Below are 21,307 nucleotides of genomic sequence, written 5' to 3' on the forward strand. Positions count from 1 at the left end.
TTTTTTGTTTTGAATAATGATATAATAGGTTAAGAAAATAATGAAAACGCTATATATTTGAAAATTGATTAGGAAAGCAGGAAGTATGGAAACAATCGATATGATAATTAAATCATCAACTGAATTTTATAACGATTTAAAAGCTGATGAACATGACAGATATCGTTCATGGGAACATTGCTATTCACATTTTATGATAGCTCGAAAAGAGAATGATGTGAATCTTGATTACCTGAGTTTACAACTTGCATTTTATTTGGCAAGTTGGGGGATGTATCGAGGTTCTTCATTTCTATTACAAAAGGATTATAGAGTACACATCCCTGTTGTGAGTGAGATTTTAAGCAACAAATATGATTCTCTAGCAGGAATAGAATGTAAAAATTTAAGAAATGAAAGTAATCAAAAATTGCTAAAAGAAATTAATGAGTTTATTGCTAATTATTATGATGAAATCAGGCGTGCAGTGAGGGGTTCAGCGCCAAAAAACAACTTATCAGATACACTAATCACAAAGATACTGATGGGCACACTCGGTTGTGTTCCGGCATATGACAGATATTTTGTTGCTGGAATAAGATCGCAAAAGATTGCAAGTGGAACCTATAACATTAAATCTATTTTACAACTAGTAGATTTTTACGAGAGAAACTTAGAACAATTAAATTCAGTTCAAAAAAACTTTATTGTTGCTGATATGCTGTATCCTCAAATGAAAATACTTGATATGGGATTTTGGCAGATTGGTTTTGACTTAGATAATAAATAACTATTTACTTCTGTATCTGGAATTTATAAATGGATTTACTTTGAAAAGATAGTAACTCTAAATCTTAATAATAATTTTTCATTGAATAGCTTTTAGATTATTAACTTTCAGAGTATGATGTACCACAAATTCATTTTATTAGAGAAAGCAACTAGATAGCATACTATCAAGATATTTTAAATTAGATAATATTGCATTTTGGATTATAACAAAGGAGTACTAACATGCCGAAATATACCGATGAAGATATTAGAAAATTAAATAAAATCACATTAAAAATTGCAGGTGATTATTTAGGTATAAGTTCGCAAGCAGTTGCTATAGGCCTTAGAAATAATCTTCTTCCAATTGGTTTTGCTATTCATAACGAAGAAAGAGACAGACGTTTCACTGAGAGTTGGTCATATCATATTATCGCTGAAAGAATGATTTCATACAATCACGGTAAGCTATCAGAGATCCGTGTTGAAAATATTGAAACTAGTTTAGATAAAATTATAGAGGAATTTAACGTTTTAAAACAAGATCTACTTTTTATATTAAGCGAAAATGCAGAAGTGAAGAATTAGAAGTTTTTGAATTTGCGTTTTCGCTTGGTAAATATAAAAAAGGTGATGTAAAATATAAGGGTAAAGGTGTTTCAAATGAAGATGATAAAGACCTTTTCTAGAGAGGAACTCTATGAAGAAATCTGGGAGATAAGTGCAAAACAAGTTTCATTGAAATATGATTTAAGCTATTCAGACTTACTCAAGAAATGCAAAGAATTTGAAATCCCAATTCCAAATGGTAGTTATTGGTATCGTAAGAATACTGGACAAGATTTAAGTGAACTTATTGTTCCATTACCAGAAAATGATGTAAATGAAGTACATATTGATAGAAAAAGTCTAAAGAACAACAGAATAAAACCTAGTAAACATAAAGAAGAGAGTTCGGAAGATAAAAATAAAGATATTTTTAAACTTGATACAACTAGTATAAGAAGTTCATTATCATTTATAGACGACGATAAAATAGAGCGTATTATTGAAGCAGTTTCAAACCTAAACCAGGCTCCAAATAAGAGATTACATAAATCTGTAGCTAATCTAAGAGATAAAATTACAGAGTGGAATAAGAGGGAAAAAGCAGCTTCTTATCCTTACTTTGATTCTAGGCACAGATATAATGATTTAAAAGATCCTAAATTTGTAAAAAGTATTTCACTAAATTCTCTTCCACGTTTATATCGCTTTTTAGATACTCTAGTTACTGTAATTGAAAGAATCGGTGATAATGTAACTTCCAATTTGGATATTCAAATTGATAAGGATATCGTTCGTTTTGAAGTTATAGAATCAACAGACAAAGTAAGTCATGAATTAACAAAAGAAGAAGCTAAAGAACTAGCAGAGTACAATGATAGCGTTAAGTTTAATAGATATGCTTTTAAACCAAGAATAAAGAAGTATGACTATATTCCAAATGGAAAATTTCGATTTAAGATAATAGATGGTAAATACATTAAAGATACTAAAGAATTCACACTTGAACAATCAATACCAGAAATAATTGTTTTAATTTACCAAGAGTATTATAAAGTTAAGAACTTACGACTTGAACGTGAAGAGAGAGAAAGACTATACAAAGAAGAACAAGATCGAAAAAGAAAATTACAAAATAGAATCGAAGAAGAGAAGAAGAGGACAATGTCTCTTCTAAATACACTAGAAGATTTTCAAACAGCAAATGATTTAAGACTGATGGCTGATAAACTGGAGATAGCGGGGAAGCTTAGCAAAGAAGAAATTGATTGGATTAGATCCAAAGCTGACTGGATAGACCCAATAGTTTCTTCAACAGACGAATTATTAGGAATCAGAAATCATGAAAATTCTAGAGAACAAAAAGAACAATATCTGAGTGAGAAAAGGTATTATTGGTAACTTTATTTTTCAAATGTTTATCATAGAAAGCTGTAAATAATGGAGTTATAATTATGACAAATAGTTCAACAATTAATGAGTTTATAAAGAAAACAAAAGAAGCTTTAGCTATATCTGAGCATGATTCAAGACTTGGAGTTAGAGGCTTTGAATTTGATAACTCAACATCTGAAAAAGATTGTGTTTTGGTTATTGGTTTAAATCTTGCAGGAAATGAAGAAGCTGCAAAAAATGAGAAAACTAACAAGACATATCTGTATAGTTTGAAAAATAGCATTAAAAGTGATTATGTTTATAATAAATACTATAAACCTATTTATGAACTAATGAATGATATCTTTGATAATGATGCTAAATGGCATTGGTGTAATAAATCATGGGATATTTTAAGTAAAGAAATTGAACATTCTGAGGGCAAAGATTTTTTAGATGTGATACATGAAGAGTATTTAAATCACCAGAATAGTAAAGTATCAATCTATATTGGAGATATGTTCTACTATCATGAAACAAGTTCTAAAAAACTTCCACTAAAAGAAAAAGAATCTTACCCTCAATACTGCAAAAAAATGTTGGAACTTCATATTGATGCTCTTTTAAAATCTGGTAAAAATATTAAATTTGTATACATAAATAATTCACAAGTTTCTCAATGGTTGTGTGATAGTGATATAAATACATATACAGTTTTCGGGGATAGGAAAATTCCTGTTTTCTTTGGAAGAATGCTTTCTGGTGGTATTGATTCGTTTTCAAGATTAAGATTAGTAAATGAGATAAAAGATTATTTAAATAAACTTGAATCAAAAATAGAAAAATAATTAAAATTCAGTGACAGGGTCAAGTTACATGAAAGAATATATTTTAAATTTAGAAAAAGAATTCTCTTTAATAGAAAATGGATTTAAAGAAGAAGAGAAAAGAGCTCTTGCTGACTATCTATCAAACGATAATGTGTATACCAAAGAATTAGCATTTTTAGCTTTTAAATCCAATGTATATCAAGTTAGAATGTACAGTGTATTTCTCTTTGGCCATTTGTCATCGTATGAAGAAATTTTGATCTTTATGAGGGATGAGGTTTCAAAGGATGACAATTGGAGAGTTCAAGAAGTGTTAGCAAAAGCATTTGATGAATTTTGTAAGCAAACAGGTTATGAAAAATCTCTTCCGGTTATTGACGACTGGCTACAAAATAATAATCCAAATGTCAGAAGAGCTGTTACAGAAGGTTTGAGAATATGGACGAGTAGACTATATTTCAAGGATAATCCAGATGAAGCTATTAAACGAATCGCAACATTAAAAGAAGATTCTAGTGAATATGTTAGAAAATCAGTTGGTAATGCTTTGAGGGATATTAGCAAAAAATTTCCAGAGTTGATCAAAGAAGAACTTGATAGTTGGGACGTTAAGAGTAAAGAGATTCAAAAAGTTTACAAATTAGCAAGTAAATTTATTAAGTGACAATTATCAGCTATAAAGCTTGAAAAATGTTAACTATAAAATAGTTTCATTCTAAAGTTTAATTTTAAACAACAACCAAAGAAAAAGAAATAGTTAAATTAGAAGTAGTAGGTGAAATGATGAGAATCGGAGTTATTCAAGCAAGTTCGCAAGCGACCAAAAATCAAATAATCTATGATGCTGTATTAAAGTATGCCCCAAAGAAATCTGAGGTTATAAATTTTGGCTGTACGATGGAAGAAAATGAAAAATACTCGTATATAGAAATTTCTATTCTTATAGGCATCTTGTTGGCAAGTAGGACAGTTGATTTCGTTATTACGGGCTGTTCTTCCGGACAAGGAATGATGCTTGCTTGTAATAGTATGCCTGATGTCATTTGCGGGTATGCACCTACACCGAATGATGCCTATTTATTTGCTCAGATTAATAATGGAAATGCGATATCATTACCATTAGGTGAAGATTATACATGGTCAGGTACTGAAAATCTTGAAAGAACAATAGAAGCTCTTTTCTCGGAGCCATTTGGGCAAGGATACCCCAAAAGTGAGGCAGAGAGAAAGGTAAGAGATGCCGAGAAACTTAAAGAAATAAGAAGAATCGGGCAGGTTCAGTTTGAAGAATTCGCAAATGTACTAGATATATCATTGTTTGAATCAATAAAAAGGAAACAGAATGTAATTCAGAATGTAAAGGCGTATGGGAAGAAAGAAATAGCTGATTTAATGAAATGAGTAAATCACAGTTTGTCGGGGTAATACCTTTTAACGATTACCTTATGCTATTGTCAAAAGGTTTATAGACATGTTCCCACATACATGTTCAGTTGGCATACATAGTGTTCACTCGTTTTATGTCGAGTATGTGGTACTGCTTTTAAGAGCTGATTGAACAAGGAAAATTAGCTAGTGAAAATCCTACAGTAAGGAGTTTAAACATGAAATTCCATGAATTTGGGGATAAGAATTTACCTCCTATCTTACTAATACACGGTGGTGGCAGTTCTTGGTGGAATTATCTTCGTCAAGCACGAATCTTGTCAAAAGAATATCGTATTATTCTACCAACTTTGAATGGCCACGGCGAGGAATATCAACTTGATTATGTTTCTACGGAAGATTCTGCTTTGGAGATTCTAGACTATATCAAAGCAAACTGTGGTGGGAAATTGTTTGCAATCGGTGGTGTTTCACTTGGTGGTCAAATTGCCATGGAGCTTTTGTCTTTAGACAGTGAAATTGCTGAGAAGGCCATCATAGATGGAAGCCTCTGTATTCCTCAACCAAGGTTAGCTAAAATCAGCATCTTTCTAGTGTATCTATTTGGTAAACTGATGTTCAATAAATTCTCTTGCAAACTTCAGTTAAGCATGATGAACAAACTCTATCCTAAACTCTCTTATCCAGAGGAAATAAAAGCTTATTATTTGGAGGATCTGCCAAGGACGCCTGTCAAAACATTGGTAACCATTTACAAAAACTATATGGGGCGTTACAAGCTGAAAGATATGATTTCTGCTAGCAAGGCTCAGGTTCTGTATATCTATGGTGAAAAAGAATTGAACTGTGTGAAAGAATCAGCGAAATTATTTCATCAGCTACATGCAAATACAATTTTGTATGAAGCAAAGGGCTATAATCACGGCTACTTGTCAGCTTACCTGCCTCAAGAGTGGATTGATTTGGTGGCACCATTTTTAAAGAGTGAACCATTGGGAATGTGTAATGAATCTGATGTGTCACAAGGAGGAATCTTATGCTAGGAGCAATTATTGGAGATATTGTCGGTTCTGTTTACGAATGGAACAATATCAAAACGAAGGACTTTCCTTTATTCCGGAAGGACTGCTTTTTTACAGATGACACGGTTATGATCTGTGCTGTTGCAGAAGCGATTATGAATGGTGGATAAAAAGACGACTTCATTGACGCGATGAAGAAATATGGCAGAATGTATCCGAATGCTGATTACGGTGCTCGGTTTAATGCATGGCTAAACAGCGATAACCGTGATCCTTATAATAGCTTTGGGAATGGATCTGCTATGCGTGTTTCTCCATGTGCTTGGAACATGGACTGTGGTTTTTATGCGAGAACCGGAATGTGGTCATTATCTAGAGGCCTTGCGAGTCTTTCTGCAGAGGTAACTCATAATCATCCAGAAGGTGTCAAAGGCGCTATGGCTACAGCTGATGCTATCTTTCTGTGTCGTTTTTACTTTGGTGGTTATTGTAGAGAATACGAGCAACCAATTAATGACAATCTTACAGAGTGTAAAAGACGGATTAAGGATTATATAGAGAAGACATACGGCTACAATCTATCTCAAACTTTAGATGAAATCCGTCCTAACTATCGTTTTAACGAAACATGTCAGGAAACTGTCCCTCAAGCCATTATTGCCTTTCTTGAGAGTAGAGACTTTGAAGATGCGATAAGAAATGCCATCTCACTTGGTGGCGATAGTGATACACTTGCTGCAATAACTGGCAGCATAGCAGAGGCAGCTTACGGTATCCCTGGTTGGATAAAGGATAAAGCATTTTCTTACTTGGATGAACCCTTAAAGGCTGTAGTTAGGAGATGGGAAAATAGAATAAAATTATATTAATCTCCAGTACGTCATATTTCTCTTTTCCGTATTTTCATTGTATAATAGGATTACATTTACTTACATACGGCGAAATGTAAACATTTTTATTTAAAATTAAGGAGAATATTAATGAAAAAAGCAATGGTAATTATCAACCCTACCTCTGGTGGGGAAAAGGCTTTGGATTATAAAGAAAAACTGGAGAATAAAGCAAAAGAATATTTTGAGCACGTAGAAACCAAAATTACTGGAAAAGCTCTGGATGCAACACATTTTGCTGAAGAAGCTTCTCGTGAGCAATACGATGCAGTGGTTGTTTTTGGTGGAGATGGGACTGTTAATGAAGTCATTTCGGGTATTGCTGAGAGAGACTACATTCCTAAGTTAGGGATTATCCCAGGTGGGACGGGAAACCTCATTACAAAACTGTTGGAAATCAATCAAGACATCGATGGCGCTATTGAGGAACTCGATTTTAACTTAACCAACAAGATTGATATCGGTAAAGCAAATGACAATTATTTTGGTTATATCTTTAGTATCGGTTCTCTTCCTGAGGCGATTCACAATGTTGAAATCGAAGATAAGACAAAATTTGGTATTTTAGCCTATGCTGTAAATACCATGAAGTCTGTTATGACGGATCAAGTCTTTAATATTAAGGTTGAAACAGAAAATGGAAATTATGTTGGTGAAGCTAGCCATGTGTTGGTTCTCTTGACAAATTACTTCGCTGATAAAAAAATCTTTGAAGAAAACAAAGATGGCTATGCCAATATTTTGATTCTGAAAGATGCTTCTATATTCTCCAAATTATCCGTCATTCCTGATTTACTAAAAGGAGATGTTGTCAGCAATGATAATATTGAGTATATCAAAGCTCGTAATATTAAGATTTCTTCAGATAGTGAATTGGAGTCAGATGTTGACGGCGATAAATCGGATAACCTACCTGTAGAAATCAAAGTCCTAGCTCAACGAGTAGAAGTATTTTCGAAACCGAAAGAGTAGAAGGTAAAAATTAGTTTATTATTCACAACGAAATTAAGTTCTATATCAACGATTGGAGGAGGAATGAATTCTCTATTTGATGAATTTCGAATAATTTGTTCTCATTTAAACCAAGTCGGAATCACTCCGACGCTCATGGGGTCTTTGGGGTTTGAATACCGATCAAATGAAGAATGGGGGCCGTCTGACATTGACATTCATGTGCCTGGTGATCCTAGAGGTTGGGAAGCACCTGATCATCTCAGAATTTATGAGTGGGACAAGATTATGAAAGTGATGAAACACTTAGGCTATGCCTTAATAGATATTCATGAGCATGAATTCCAAAAAGATGGTCTGAGTGTTGAGTTCGGAAGTATCGATTCTTTACCTGATTTTGCAGGAGTTTCGGAATCAGATATAGAGCTGATTCATCTCGAAAACATCACTTTTCGCATTCCAAATCTAGAACAGTTTTTAAGTATTTACAAGGCTTCTTCCCAAGATTCCTATCGAAATGAGCACAATAACAATAAGGATTTTAAAAAGATAGAATGGTTAGAAAGACATTTGTAAATCATCATTTGAAAAGTAGCAAGTTGTAAGACTGGCTGCTTTTTTATTTATAGAACCGAACCACTAGAATCTACGGACAAGCCTTGAAAATAAAATACAAAAGTAGTATACTAGAATCACAACTATGAAAACGTTTGCGTAAAATTTGAATTAATACTTTAGGAGACAAATTAATGGAATTAAGTGCTATTTACCACAGACCAGAGTCGGAGTTCGCCTATCTTTATAAGAATAAGAAACTTCATATTCGGATTCGAACTAAGAAAGAGGACATTGAAAGCATCAACTTGCACTATGGAGACCCTTTTATCTTTATGGAGGAGTTTTATCAGGATACAAAAGAAATGTCCAAAATAACTTCTGATGGCTTATTTGATTATTGGCAGGTTGAAGTGTCCGTTGACTTTGCACGTATCCAGTATCTCTTTGAAGTCACGGATACAGAAGGTCAAAGTATTTTGTATGGTGATAAAGGGTGTGTGGACAATTCTCTAGAAAATCTTCATGCTATTGGAAATGGATTTAAGTTGCCCTATCTTCATGAGATTGATGCCTGCAAGGTTCCTGATTGGGTTTCAAATACGGTATGGTATCAGATATTTCCTGAGAGATTTGCCAATGGAAATGCTCGATTAAACCCAGAAGGAACATTAGACTGGGATTCATCAAGCACACCTAAAAGTGATGATTTCTTTGGTGGTGATTTACAGGGGATTATTGACCATCTGGATTATTTGCAAGACTTGGGGATTACTGGACTTTATCTTTGTCCTATATTTGAATCCACGAGCAATCATAAGTACAATACGACGGATTATTTTGAAATTGACCGTCATTTTGGAGACAAGGAGACCTTCCGGGAGCTGGTCGAGCAAGCTCATCAGCGTGGCATGAAAATCATGCTGGATGCGGTATTTAACCATATTGGTTCGCAATCTCCTCAATGGCAAGATGTTGTCGAAAATGGTGAGCAATCTGCTTATAAGGATTGGTTCCATATTCAACAATTCCCAGTGACAACTGAAAAGCTAGTTAATAAGAGAGACTTACCTTATCATGCTTTTGGTTTCGAGGACTATATGCCTAAACTAAATACAGCCAATCCAGAGGTCAAGGACTATCTTTTAAAGGTTGCGACTTATTGGATTGAAGAGTTTGATATCGATGCTTGGCGTTTGGATGTGGCTAATGAGATTGACCATCAGTTCTGGAAGGATTTTCGTAATGCAGTTTTAGCTAAAAAGCCTGATCTTTATATCCTAGGAGAAGTCTGGCATACGTCTCAGCCTTGGTTAAATGGAGATGAGTTCCATGCGGTCATGAATTATCCTTTATCTGATAGTATCAAGGACTATTTCTTACGAGGAATTAAGAAGATTGATCAGTTCATCGATGAAATCAATGGTCAGTCTATGTATTACAAACAGCAGATTTCAGAGGTTATGTTTAATCTCTTGGATTCGCATGATACAGAACGAATCTTGTGGACGGCAAATGAAGATGCTCAACTGGTTAAATCAGCCCTAGCCTTTCTCTTTTTACAAAAGGGAACACCCTGCATTTATTACGGAACCGAGTTAGCTTTAACCGGAGGACCAGACCCAGATTGTCGACGTTGTATGCCTTGGGAACGTGTATCAAGTGACAATGATATGCTGAATTTCATGAAGAAATTGATCCAGATTCGCAAACATGCGTCAGCAACCATTCAGCATGGCAAGTATAGCCTAAAAGAAATCAAACCAGATTTAGTAGCTCTGGAATGGAAATACAATGGCCAAATCTTCAAAGCAATCTTTAACCAATCAAAAGATGATTATCTTTTAGAGAAGGAAACCGTAGCATTAGCAAGCAATTGCCAAGAATTGGAAAATCAGCTTGTGATCTCTCCAAATGGATTTGTGATTTTTCATTAAAGAGCGACAGGAAAATTGTAGTATAGAGAAGATTTTACAAGCAGACTATTTGTCGTCTTGCTGCAATTGGTATATAATTTAACTTAAAGAAAATAGGAGGACTGACCGAATGGAATTAAAAGATTTTACAGAAAAAGAACAGGAAATGATTAAGAAGGGGCTTACGACGTCTAAGATTAGTGACAAGGAAACTGCTGAAAAGATTCTTGCGCTAGTACCACAAGACTTGATTAAGCGAATCCCATTTTTCGTCAGAAAACATGCTACGACACGTACGATTAAACGCATTTCAATTGAACACCCTGAACTCTACGCTGCAGCTCAAACAAGTGGTGAAATTCCAGAAAAAGAACGCGAAGAATTACGTCAGATTATCACGACTATCTTTGAACAAAAGATGAATAAGCATAGTATTAAGTAGAGAATGAAAAAATATTTTATTGGCGGTCTGGGAAGCAATATCTATCATAGCAAGGATTTTCTTCAAGAACTAGATTCGCAGGTTTATTTTCTAAGTCCATATGAAAAGCATCTTCGAGATGAAACAGAATTGAAATTATGGTTTAAAAATGAGATTGTAGAAGGAGACTCTATCTGTCTGATAGGTCATTCTCTTGGAGGAGATTTGGCGCGTTATCTTGCATCGGAATTTTATGAAGTGACAAAACTGATTCTTTTGGATGGTGGCTATCTAGATTTAGATAAGATTTTACCTTTAGATACAGAGTTAGAGGAAACAAAAAACTATATTGAATCTCAAGTTGTTTCGGACTTAAATGTTCTTATTTCTAAAGAAAAATCCGAAGCAAAGCATTGGTCAGAAAATATGGATAAAGCCGTAAGACAGTCCTATCACTGGAATTCTGAGCATAATAGATATGAGTTATCTATAAATTATGAAAATATAGAAGCGATACTCAGCCTACGGAGGAAAATACAAGCTTTTAAAAGAGAAGTGGGAGATACCTTGTTTATCAGTCCTTGCTATTCTAATGAAGTTACATGGAGAGAGGAAGCCTTAAAAGAATTGCCAGATTATTTTGATACTATTTTTCTAGAGAACTTTGGTCATGAGCTTTACACTGAAGTACCCAAAGAAATCGCTAGTATGATTAATGAGTGGCTCTCTTATTCTCAATGAGCTACTTGTATTGCTTGAAAAAAGCATGTTTTTGCCAATGCTAATAAACGAACTGCTTTATTCGTTTTGGTGAAATTTATACAATTAAATGGCTATCGTTTTTCTGTTACCATTAAATAAGCACAAGATTCGTTAAGATACATTTAAAAGAACTAGTGGACTAGTTCTTTTTATATTCGCTTTCACATTATACAACTTATACAAATCTATATAAAATATTATTTTTCCGAACAAAAATAGATATTTTTTCAAAAAAGTACTTTACAGAGTGTTAGAAGTATGTTATATTAATAAAGCTTAGAAAATGAGATGATGTTTTCTAGCAAATATAAACCCGAGTAAAAAACGCCTACGGACAGGCAGGGTTGAATGCCGAAGCGTGGTTGAAAAACCACATTATTGATAGGGTTAAAAGCCTACTTTTATAAGTTGATGTTAGGACACTTGTCCTAATTCATAAATTTTTAGTGTGGTGAAAGCACACGTCATCTTGTGAAACGATCAATAAAGTACGTAATATTTGCTACTAGAGAGTTAGGAAACATCGGGAACAGACATACTCAACAGAAACAAACATAAAAACGTCAGAAGATTGCAGAGCAGGTGAAAACCTGCTCTTTTTTCATGAGTCAACCTTTAGTCCCCTTCGTCTTCTTGAAGCGCTAAAAATACGGTAAAGGAGTATGTCTTGAAAAAGTTAGATCAAAATCAAGCCCCAATTTATGAGGCCATGGTGAAGTTACGCAAGAAAAGGATTGTTCCCTTTGATGTTCCAGGTCACAAGCGTGGACGAGGAAATCCAGAACTTGTTGAACTACTAGGAGAAAAATGTGTTGGAATTGATGTCAATTCGATGAAACCCTTGGATAATCTTGGTCACCCCATTTCGATTATTCGGGATGCAGAGGAGCTGGCTGCAGATGCTTTTGGAGCTAGTCATGCTTTTCTAATGATTGGTGGAACAACTTCATCGGTGCAGACTATGATTCTGTCAACCTGCAAGGCAGGAGATAAGATTATTTTGCCACGTAATGTCCATAAATCTGCTATCAATGCGCTGGTTCTATGTGGTGCCATTCCCATCTATATCGAGATGAGTGTGGATCCTAAGATTGGTATCGCTTTAGGTCTTGAAAATGACCGAGTAGCCAAGGCCATAAAGGACCATCCAGATGCCAAGGCCATTTTGATTAACAATCCTACTTACTACGGAATCTGTTCAGACCTAAAGGGTTTGACAGAAATGGCTCATGAAGCTGGCATGATGGTTTTAGTAGATGAGGCCCACGGAGCGCATTTGCATTTCACTGATAAACTTCCAATTTCTGCTATGGACGCAGGGGCTGATATGGCAGCAGTTTCCATGCATAAGTCTGGTGGGAGTTTGACCCAAAGTTCGCTTCTTTTAATCGGGGAGCAGATGAATCCCGAGTACGTTCGTCAGATTATCAACCTGACCCAGTCAACATCTGCCTCTTACTTGTTGATGGCTAGTCTAGATATTTCACGTCGCAACTTGGCTCTTCGTGGTAAAGAGTCGTTTGAGAAAGTCATTGAGCTATCCGAGTACGCTCGTCGTGAAATCAATGCTATCGGTGGATACTATGCCTACTCAAAAGAGTTAATAGATGGTGTGTCGGTCTGTGATTTTGATGTAACCAAGCTGTCAGTTTACACTCAGGGTATTGGCTTAACAGGTATCGAGGTTTATGACCTCTTACGAGACGAATACGACATTCAGATTGAGTTTGGTGATATTGGCAATATCTTGGCCTATATTTCGATTGGTGACCGTATCCAAGACATCGAGCGCTTGGTTGGTGCTCTTGCTGATATCAAGAGACTCTATTCACGAGATGGGAAGGACTTGATAGCTGGAGAATATATCCAGCCAGAGTTGGTCCTTTCTCCTCAGGAAGCCTTCTATTCAGAGAGAAGAAGTTTGTCTTTAGACGAATCTGTTGGACAAGTCTGTGGGGAATTTGTCATGTGCTATCCTCCAGGAATCCCTATCTTGGCTCCTGGAGAACGCATTACACGAGAAATTGTAGACTATATCCAATTTGCTAAGGAACGTGGTTGTTCCCTCCAAGGGACGGAAGATCCCGAGGTCAATCACATCAACGTCATTAAGAGAAAGGAGAACTAGATGGATTTATGGTTTTCTGAAGTTCATACTCCAGATGTGAAATTGTCCCTGAGAACAGCCAAGCAACTCTACGCTGGTAAAAGTGAATGGCAGGATATAGAAGTCTTGGATACACCAGCTTTTGGAAAGATTTTGATTTTAAATGGGCACGTCTTGTTCTCAGATGCAGATGATTTTGTCTACAATGAAATGACCGTTCATGTTCCCATGGCTGTGCACCCAAATCCCAAGAAAGTCTTGGTAATAGGGGGTGGTGACGGTGGTGTTGCCCAAGTATTAACACTCTATCCTGAGCTGGAACAAATCGATATTGTAGAACCTGATGAAATGTTGGTAGAGGTTTGTCGTGAGTATTTTCCAGACTTTGCTGCAGGTCTTTATGACCCTCGTGTCACTATTTACTACCAAAATGGACTAAGATTTTTGAGAAACTGTGAAAATGATTACGACATTATAATCAACGATGCGACAGATCCATTTGGACATACGGAAGGGCTCTTTACCAAAGAATTTTACGGCAATAGTTATCGAGCTCTAAAGGAAGACGGCATCATGATTTATCAGCATGGTAGTCCTTTCTTTGACGAGGATGAGTCAGCATGCCGAAGCATGCACCGCAAGGTCAATCAAGCATTTCCAATCAGTCGGGTTTATCAGGCCCATATCCCAACCAGTCCAGCGGGCTATTGGTTGTTTGGATTTGCATCGAAAAAATACCACCCTGTTAAAGATTTTGACAAGGAAGGCTGGAAAAAACGCCAGCTTTTCACAGAATACTACACTGCAAACTTACACGTGGGAGCCTTTATGTTACCCAAGTATGTTGAGGACATTTTAGAAGAAGAGGAAGGAAAAAAATGAGTCGTTTACTAGTTATTGGATGTGGGGGCGTTGCCCAAGTTGCTATCTCAAAGATTTGTCAAGATAGCGAAACATTTACAGAAATCATGATTGCTAGCCGTACTAAGTCAAAATGTGATGACTTGAAAGCGAAGCTAGAAGGTAAAACAAGTACAAAGATTGAGACGGCTGCCCTTGATGCTGACAAGGTAGAAGAAGTGATTGCCTTGATTGAAAGCTACAAGCCAGAAGCTGTTTTGAACGTAGCACTACCATATCAAGATTTAACCATTATGGACGCATGTTTGGCGACTGGAGTTCACTATATCGACACGGCCAACTATGAGGCTGAGGATACGGAAGATCCAGAATGGCGAGCTATTTATGAAAAACGTTGCAAGGAACTTGGTTTTACAGCCTACTTTGACTACTCATGGCAATGGGCTTATCAGGAAAAATTCAAAGAAGCAGGCTTGACTGCTCTGCTTGGATCTGGCTTTGACCCAGGTGTAACCAGCGTTTTTTCAGCTTACGCCCTTAAACATTATTTTGATGAAATCCACTATATCGACATTTTAGACTGTAATGGTGGTGACCACGGTTATCCGTTTGCAACAAACTTTAACCCAGAAATCAACCTCCGCGAGGTTTCTGCGCCAGGTTCTTACTGGGAGGATGGAAAATGGGTTGAAGTCGAAGCTATGTCTATCAAGCGTGAGTACGATTTCCCACAGGTTGGACAAAAAGACATGTATCTCCTTCACCACGAAGAAATCGAATCATTGGCTAAGAACATTCCAGGTGTTAAACGGATTCGCTTCTTTATGACCTTTGGTCAATCTTACTTGACGCACATGAAATGTCTTGAAAATGTTGGACTCCTTCGTACAGATACTATTAACTTTAACGGCCAAGAAATTGTACCAATCCAATTCTTGAAAGCCTTGCTTCCAGATCCTGCTAGCCTTGGGCCACGTACAGTCGGTAAAACCAATATCGGCTGTATCTTTACAGGTGTCAAAGACGGTGTTGAAAAGACCATCTATATCTACAATGTTTGCGACCATCAGGAATGTTACGAAGAAGTTGGTTCACAAGCTATTTCTTACACAACTGGTGTTCCAGCCATGATTGGGACAAAATTAGTTATGAACGGTACTTGGAAACAAGCTGGAGTTTACAACCTTGAGGAGTTAGATCCAGATCCATTCATGGAAGCTTTGAATGAGTATGGTTTACCATGGGTTGTGGTTGAAAATCCACAAATGGTGGACTGATGAAGTTAGAACAAGTACCAACACCAGCTTACATCATTGACTTGCCCAAGTTAGAAGCCAATTGTCGCATTTTACAATATGTACAAGAAGAGGCTGGTTGCAAGGTTTTGCTCGCCCAGAAGGCATATTCCCTTTATAAAACCTATCCCTTGATTAGCCAGTATCTAACTGGTACAACTGCAAGTGGTCTCTATGAAGCTAAGCTAGCTAGAGAAGAGTTCCCAGGGGAAGTCCATGTCTTTGCACCTGCTTTCAAGGATGCAGACTTGGAGGAATTGCTTGAGATAACAGACCATATCGTTTTTAATTCTGAGAGACAGTTGCGTAAGCATGGTTCGCGTTGTCGTGAGGCTGGTATCAGTGTTGGTTTACGTCTCAATCCTCAATGTTCAACACAGGGTGACCATGCGCTCTATGACCCTTGTGCACCTGGTTCTCGTTTTGGAGTTACTCTAGACAAGATTCCTAGTGATTTGCTGGAATTGGTAGACGGTCTTCATTTTCATACCCTTTGCGAGCAGGGAGCAGATGATTTAGAGACAACTTTGAAAGCTGTAGAAGCGCTGTTTGGTCCCTACTTACATGAGGTCAAATGGCTCAATATGGGGGGCGGACACCACATCACAAGAGAAGGTTACGATGTGGATTTGCTGATTTCTGAGATCAAGCGTATCCGAGAAACTTATAATCTTGAAGTCTATATCGAGCCGGGTGAAGCCATTGCGCTCAATGCTGGTTATCTAGCAACTGAAGTATTGGATATTGTTGAAAACGGCATGGAAATCTTGGTTTTAGATGCCTCTGCGACCTGCCATATGCCTGATGTACTTGAGATGCCCTATCGCCCACCTTTGAGAAATGGCTTTGAGGCACAGGAAAAAGCCCATACCTACAGACTTTCTTCTAATACCTGTCTGACGGGTGATGTGATCGGCGATTATAGCTTTGAAAATCCAGTCCAAATCGGTGATAGACTTTATTTCGAAGACATGGCTATTTACTCATTTGTTAAAAATAATACCTTTAACGGTATTGGATTACCAAGTCTTTATCTCATGGACGATCAGGGTGACTGTAGCTTAGTCAAAGCCTTCGGATATCAAGACTTTAAAGGGAGATTATCATGATGGACAGTCCAAAAAAATTAGGCTATCGTATGCCAGCAGAGTATGAACCCCACCATGGTACCCTCATGATATGGCCGACTCGACCAGGATCATGGCCTTTTCAAGGAAAAGCTGCTAAAGCAGCATTTAGCCAGATTATCAAAACCATATCAGAAGGGGAAAGAGTCTATCTTTTGGTGGACCAAGACTACTTAGCTGAAGCCCAAGACTACCTTGGAGATAGCGTTATTTATTTAGACATTCCCACCAATGATGCTTGGGCGCGTGATACAGGTCCGACTATTCTTGTCAATGATGAAGGCCAGAAATTAGCCGTGGATTGGTCTTTCAATGCTTGGGGCGGTGCTGTTGATGGTCTTTATCAAGATTATGAAGATGATGACCAAGTAGCTAGTTGTTTTGCTGAGGTTTTGGATATGCCTGTCTATGATGCCAAACCTTTTGTACTGGAAGGCGGAGCAATCCATAGCGATGGCCAAGGAACCATTCTTGTAACTGAAAGTTGCTTGCTTAGTTCTGGTCGCAATCCTAACCTGACTAAAGAGGAAATCGAGAATACCTTATTAGAGTGCCTTGGAGCTGAAAAAGTCATCTGGCTTCCTTATGGTATTTATCAGGATGAAACCAATGAACACATTGACAATGTTGCTGCCTTCGTTGGTCCTGCTGAGCTTGTCTTGGCTTGGACGGACGATAAAAGTGATCCTCAGCATGCCATGTCAAAAGCAGATCTCGAACTCTTAGAGCAAGAAACAGATGCAAAAGGTCGTCACTTCACCATTTATAAATTGCCTATCCCTGCAGTTCGTCAAGTTGTGACAGAAGAGGATTTGTCAGGCTACATCTATGAAGAAGGAGAAGAAGAGCGATACGCAGGTGAAAGGCTTGCTGCTTCCTATGTCAATTTCTATATTGCCAACAAGGCTGTCTTGGTTCCACAGTTTGAGGATGTAAACGACCAAGTGGCCTTAGATATCCTCAGTAAGTGTTTCCCAGACCGTAAAGTTGTCGGAATACCAGCTAGAGATATTCTCTTAGGTGGTGGAAATATTCACTGTATCACCCAACAAATCCCAGAATAGGAGAAAAAGATGAGAAATGTAAAAGTTTCAGCTATTCAGATGCAATGTGCCAAGGATGTGGCAACAAATATCCAAACCGCAGAGCGTTTAGTACGTCAGGCTGCAGAACAAGGTGCACAAATTATTCTCTTGCCCGAGTTATTTGAACGTCCCTATTTCTGTCAGGAACGCCAGTATGACTACTATCAGCATGCCCAATCCGTAGCAGAAAATACTGCCATTCAGCATTTTAAGGTGATTGCTAAGGAACTACAGGTTGTTTTACCGATTAGTTTCTATGAAAAAGATGGCAATGTCTTATATAACTCTATTGCCGTCATTGATGCAGATGGAGAAGTGCTGGGCGTTTATCGAAAGACCCACATACCAGACGACCATTACTATCAAGAGAAATTTTATTTTACGCCTGGCAATACAGGTTTCAAGGTCTGGGATACTCGCTATGCTAAGATTGGGATCGGTATCTGTTGGGATCAATGGTTCCCTGAAACAGCGCGCTGTCTTGCGTTAAATGGGGCAGAATTGCTCTTTTATCCAACTGCTATTGGCTCTGAGCCTATCCTAGATACGGACAGTTGTGGTCATTGGCGACGTACCATGCAAGGACACGCAGCAGCTAATATTGTTCCAGTCATTGCAGCCAATCGCTATGGCTTTGAAGAAGTCACTCCAAGTGAGGAAAATGGTGGACAGAGTTCCAGTCTTGACTTCTACGGTTCCTCCTTTATGACGGATGAAACAGGAGCTATTCTAGAACGAGCTGAAAGACAAGAAGAAGCTGTTCTGTTAGCAACTTATGACCTAGATAAGGGAGCAAGCGAACGCCTAAACTGGGGCTTGTTTCGAGATAGAAGACCCGAAATGTATCAACGGATCACGGACTAGTAGGGGAGAAATGAGAGATTCATTCTGCTAGACTCGTTTTCACTAGCAACTATAAGGATACTAGGTCATCTAGGAAGTGAATTTTATATTTTAACCCTCTAAGGCTTTCTCGCGCTTTTATGCGAGGAGCTTTTCTGTTTAAGCTTTATCAATAAAACATGCTATAATAGTTGCAGAAAGGTTGGTATTTATGGCTAGGATATTGGTTATTGAAGACAATAGTGACATTCAAGAGATTTTACGAACACTTCTTACTGAAGAGCATGAGGTGATTCAAGCCTTTTCTGGTACAGAAGGAATCATGCTTTTTGACCAAGGTGGGATTGACCTTGTTTTGCTAGATATCATGCTTCCTGGGAAAAATGGGGATCAGGTTTTAAAAGCCATCAGGGAACAAAGTCAAATTCCAGTCATTATGCTAACGGCTTTGAGCGATAAGAAGCTAATCAGTCAATACCTCTTAGACGGTGCTAATGACTACATAGTGAAACCTTTTGATTTGGACGAAGTCTTTGCCAGAGTTACTGTTCAATTACGTCAAAGCGTAGAAAAACAGCCTATGGAAATAGAAAAAACTGAAAATCTGCCACAAAACTTGAAAAATATCCAGTTTGATGCCGAAAGTTTTGAAATCAAGAATAGTCAGGAAACCATTCGCCTTGCCAAGAAAGAATGCTTAATTCTTCAAACTCTCCTCAAACATCCTAAGAAAATTTTCACCAAGGAAGAACTTTATGAATTGGTCTGGGAGGAGAGCTATCTACCGGGAGATAATACTCTTAATACGCATTTGAGTAATCTTCGTAAAAAATTAAACCAGCTTGACCCAAATCAAGAATATATTGAAACCATCTGGGGAGTTGGGGTAAGATTAAAAGGAGACAAGCAATGACCTACATGATAATCTTTGTTCTACTGGTACTCCTAATTATTTTATCGATTGCATTGATTCGCTACCATCTAGCACTTAAAAACTTGAGTCAACAGATTGAAGACAAGATTCTTACGGGTAGTATGAAAAGAGTCGGAATCAGCATTTTTTCCAAACATTTTTTACATCTCTACCAGCAGATTGAGAATCTATTTCAGGAAGTAGAGCAATCTCGATTGGTTATGAAGAGGGAAAAGCAGACTCTGGATATGGCCATCAGCAATATCGCCCACGATATTCGGACGCCTTTGACTATCGCTTCAGGCTACACCCAACAATTGATAAAGTCTCCTGAAGACAAAGCAGAAACCTTACAAAAAATAGCCCAGCATCTTGATTTAGTTTCCAAACGTTTGGAGGCTCTTCTAGAATATCGTCGTTTGATGGAAGGGTCTGTCAAACCGAAACTGGAAGAAGTGGATTTTTCAGCTTTTATCACTAAAAAGACTCTAGCTTATTATGATGTTTTTCAGGCGGCAAATATCATGCTTGATTTTAAGGTTGAAGCTGGTTTAAAAATGAGGACTGATGAAGATTTACTGGATCGAATTTTACAAAATCTGCTTGGAAATGTCCTCAAACATGGCAAGGAAGAAGCACGTCTATCTTTGAGAAAGGAAAAGGAACAGCTTGTCTTAGAGATTGCAAACCTTGTTAAACAGCCCATCAAAAGAATAGAAAATCTCAGTAATCGTTTTTATTCTGAAAATCTATCAGACACGGAAGAATCCTCTGGTTTAGGCCTTTATATCACTGAGGAATTATGTCATCTTCTCGGTACAGAGATGAAACTAAGCACAGATGGGAAATGGTTGTCGGTTTTCATTTATTTTTAACAAAAAGAAACCTCCTCTGTAGGCTAGAGGAGGTCATTTTTTATAGGCTTTTCTTTTTGAAAACTGCCAGTCCACTTAGATTAAAGATTACAATAACAGCTAAGGTAACTATAAGGGTATAGAAAATGGATTCACTATTAGCAGTCATAGCATAGGAAAAATGCAAGGACAAATATGGTAAATATTTGATATTTGGAAAAATGATCATTGGCATAGAAAGGATGATAGAGCTAATCAGATAACCAATAAATACGGCAAGATAAGAATGAGTCAGGTAGAGAATAAAGGAAATAATCGAAAGCCAAGCGAGAAGGCAGAGAAATTGAAGGAAAATCATTGAGAGGAGATTAGTAACAAAACCATCAGGTATCGTACCAAGTCCGTTTAGTAGAGTTGAGGGAACAAAAGCAATCACAAGGCTGGCGATGAGTTGTAAGAGAGCGATACTTGCTAGAACAAAGGATTTAGCGAAGAAAAACTCTGTACGAGAAACGCCAACTGTCAAACTATTTTTATAAAGCTTGCCGATTAGATCGACCCCAAGAACTAAACATGTTAGAATAATGCAGAGAAAAACAAGGTTTGAATCATTGCTAGACGCATTGATAAGAGCTTGAATACCTTCCCAACCATGGGTTTGAATTTCTGGCTCTTCTGTCTGAATTGCCATCAGATGACCAGTAGCCCCGATAGTGGCACCCATTAGCAAGAGGACAAAGAGAATGAATTCTGTAATCCAGAATCCTTTGGAGCGGAAAAGACGGTAAAAGTCTGCTTGAATGGTATGTATCATGATTT

General features: G+C 37.3%; 21 protein-coding genes and 2 pseudogenes. 22 read left to right on the forward strand and 1 reads right to left on the reverse strand.

The annotated features are described in order from the left end of the window. Nucleotides 1-85: 85 nt before the first annotated feature. The 22 genes and pseudogenes from ACLNCP_RS00720 to ACLNCP_RS00825 all read left to right on the forward strand — a co-directional run bounded on the left by ACLNCP_RS00720 (nucleotide 86) and on the right by ACLNCP_RS00825 (nucleotide 20,509). Nucleotides 86-769, forward strand: a complete 684-nt coding sequence (locus ACLNCP_RS00720; protein WP_424843868.1) for a hypothetical protein — start codon at nucleotides 86-88, stop codon at nucleotides 767-769. A gap of 224 nt (nucleotides 770-993) precedes the next feature. Next, nucleotides 994-1,338, forward strand: a complete 345-nt coding sequence (locus ACLNCP_RS00725) for a hypothetical protein (protein ID WP_261275045.1) — start codon at nucleotides 994-996, stop codon at nucleotides 1,336-1,338. A 75-nt stretch (nucleotides 1,339-1,413) separates the two neighbouring features. Continuing rightward, nucleotides 1,414-2,697: a cellulose synthase gene (locus ACLNCP_RS00730; protein ID WP_424843869.1), complete on the forward strand. Its 1,284-nt coding sequence runs from the start codon at nucleotides 1,414-1,416 to the stop codon at nucleotides 2,695-2,697. A gap of 53 nt (nucleotides 2,698-2,750) precedes the next feature. Then, a complete protein-coding gene (locus ACLNCP_RS00735; RefSeq protein ID WP_424843870.1) occupies nucleotides 2,751-3,518 on the forward strand; it encodes a hypothetical protein in 768 nt (255 codons plus the stop codon). Nucleotides 3,519-3,546: 28 nt separating this feature from the next. Further along, nucleotides 3,547-4,164, forward strand: a complete 618-nt coding sequence (locus ACLNCP_RS00740; protein WP_424843871.1) for a DNA alkylation repair protein — start codon at nucleotides 3,547-3,549, stop codon at nucleotides 4,162-4,164. Between the two features lie 116 nt (nucleotides 4,165-4,280). Beyond that, complete coding sequence (locus ACLNCP_RS00745; protein WP_424843872.1) at nucleotides 4,281-4,901, forward strand: RpiB/LacA/LacB family sugar-phosphate isomerase; 621 nt, start codon at nucleotides 4,281-4,283, stop codon at nucleotides 4,899-4,901. A gap of 203 nt (nucleotides 4,902-5,104) precedes the next feature. Next, nucleotides 5,105-5,929, forward strand: a complete 825-nt coding sequence (locus ACLNCP_RS00750) for an alpha/beta fold hydrolase (protein WP_424843873.1) — start codon at nucleotides 5,105-5,107, stop codon at nucleotides 5,927-5,929. Then, nucleotides 5,923-6,777 (forward strand): annotated as a pseudogene (locus ACLNCP_RS00755) (ADP-ribosylglycohydrolase family protein). The gene ACLNCP_RS00750 and the pseudogene ACLNCP_RS00755 overlap by 7 nt, the downstream one beginning before the upstream one ends. A gap of 111 nt (nucleotides 6,778-6,888) precedes the next feature. Further along, on the forward strand, nucleotides 6,889-7,770 hold the full coding sequence (locus ACLNCP_RS00760; protein WP_424843874.1) for a diacylglycerol/lipid kinase family protein: 882 nt from the start codon (nucleotides 6,889-6,891) through the stop codon (nucleotides 7,768-7,770). Between the two features lie 63 nt (nucleotides 7,771-7,833). Next, nucleotides 7,834-8,325: a phosphoribosylanthranilate isomerase gene (locus ACLNCP_RS00765; RefSeq protein WP_424843875.1), complete on the forward strand. Its 492-nt coding sequence runs from the start codon at nucleotides 7,834-7,836 to the stop codon at nucleotides 8,323-8,325. Nucleotides 8,326-8,498: 173 nt separating this feature from the next. After that, nucleotides 8,499-10,241, forward strand: a complete 1,743-nt coding sequence (locus tag ACLNCP_RS00770; protein ID WP_424843876.1) for a glycoside hydrolase family 13 protein — start codon at nucleotides 8,499-8,501, stop codon at nucleotides 10,239-10,241. Between the two features lie 109 nt (nucleotides 10,242-10,350). Beyond that, the gene (locus tag ACLNCP_RS00775) at nucleotides 10,351-10,662 is read left to right on the forward strand and encodes a hypothetical protein (protein ID WP_000420556.1); all 312 of its coding nucleotides are present in this window, start codon (nucleotides 10,351-10,353) and stop codon (nucleotides 10,660-10,662) included. Nucleotides 10,663-10,665: 3 nt separating this feature from the next. Then, complete coding sequence (locus tag ACLNCP_RS00780; protein WP_424843877.1) at nucleotides 10,666-11,382, forward strand: alpha/beta hydrolase; 717 nt, start codon at nucleotides 10,666-10,668, stop codon at nucleotides 11,380-11,382. An 18-nt stretch (nucleotides 11,383-11,400) separates the two neighbouring features. Then, nucleotides 11,401-11,499, forward strand: a pseudogene (locus ACLNCP_RS00785) (type II toxin-antitoxin system death-on-curing family toxin); the annotation flags it as partial. Nucleotides 11,500-12,070: 571 nt separating this feature from the next. Beyond that, the gene (locus ACLNCP_RS00790) at nucleotides 12,071-13,531 is read left to right on the forward strand and encodes an aminotransferase class I/II-fold pyridoxal phosphate-dependent enzyme (protein WP_424843878.1); all 1,461 of its coding nucleotides are present in this window, start codon (nucleotides 12,071-12,073) and stop codon (nucleotides 13,529-13,531) included. Next, complete coding sequence (gene speE / locus ACLNCP_RS00795) at nucleotides 13,532-14,392, forward strand: polyamine aminopropyltransferase (protein ID WP_261028802.1); 861 nt, start codon at nucleotides 13,532-13,534, stop codon at nucleotides 14,390-14,392. Beyond that, the gene (locus tag ACLNCP_RS00800) at nucleotides 14,389-15,648 is read left to right on the forward strand and encodes a saccharopine dehydrogenase family protein (protein WP_424843879.1); all 1,260 of its coding nucleotides are present in this window, start codon (nucleotides 14,389-14,391) and stop codon (nucleotides 15,646-15,648) included. The genes speE and ACLNCP_RS00800 overlap by 4 nt, the downstream gene beginning before the upstream one ends. Then, nucleotides 15,648-16,775: a carboxynorspermidine decarboxylase gene (nspC, locus tag ACLNCP_RS00805; RefSeq protein WP_424843880.1), complete on the forward strand. Its 1,128-nt coding sequence runs from the start codon at nucleotides 15,648-15,650 to the stop codon at nucleotides 16,773-16,775. The genes ACLNCP_RS00800 and nspC overlap by 1 nt, the downstream gene beginning before the upstream one ends. Further along, nucleotides 16,772-17,857: an agmatine deiminase gene (aguA, locus tag ACLNCP_RS00810; protein WP_261022218.1), complete on the forward strand. Its 1,086-nt coding sequence runs from the start codon at nucleotides 16,772-16,774 to the stop codon at nucleotides 17,855-17,857. Before nspC ends, aguA begins: the two co-directional genes overlap by 4 nt. Before the next feature lie 9 nt (nucleotides 17,858-17,866). Continuing rightward, a complete protein-coding gene (gene aguB / locus ACLNCP_RS00815) occupies nucleotides 17,867-18,742 on the forward strand; it encodes an N-carbamoylputrescine amidase (RefSeq protein ID WP_261022217.1) in 876 nt (291 codons plus the stop codon). A gap of 190 nt (nucleotides 18,743-18,932) precedes the next feature. After that, nucleotides 18,933-19,634 carry a response regulator transcription factor gene (locus tag ACLNCP_RS00820; RefSeq protein ID WP_424843881.1) on the forward strand — a complete coding sequence of 234 codons (702 nt, stop codon included), beginning with the start codon at nucleotides 18,933-18,935 and terminating at the stop codon, nucleotides 19,632-19,634. After that, nucleotides 19,631-20,509 carry a sensor histidine kinase gene (locus tag ACLNCP_RS00825; protein ID WP_424843882.1) on the forward strand — a complete coding sequence of 293 codons (879 nt, stop codon included), beginning with the start codon at nucleotides 19,631-19,633 and terminating at the stop codon, nucleotides 20,507-20,509. Before ACLNCP_RS00820 ends, ACLNCP_RS00825 begins: the two co-directional genes overlap by 4 nt. 40 nt (nucleotides 20,510-20,549) lie before the next feature. Here ACLNCP_RS00825 and ACLNCP_RS00830 read toward each other — a convergent pair whose 3' ends face one another. Then, a complete protein-coding gene (locus ACLNCP_RS00830) occupies nucleotides 20,550-21,302 on the reverse strand; it encodes an ABC transporter permease (protein ID WP_424843883.1) in 753 nt (250 codons plus the stop codon). Between the last annotated feature and the right edge of the window lie 5 nt (nucleotides 21,303-21,307).

The sequence above is a fragment of the Streptococcus sp. CL6.35 genome (assembly GCF_049737915.1).
In the GTDB taxonomy this organism is placed as follows: domain Bacteria; phylum Bacillota; class Bacilli; order Lactobacillales; family Streptococcaceae; genus Streptococcus.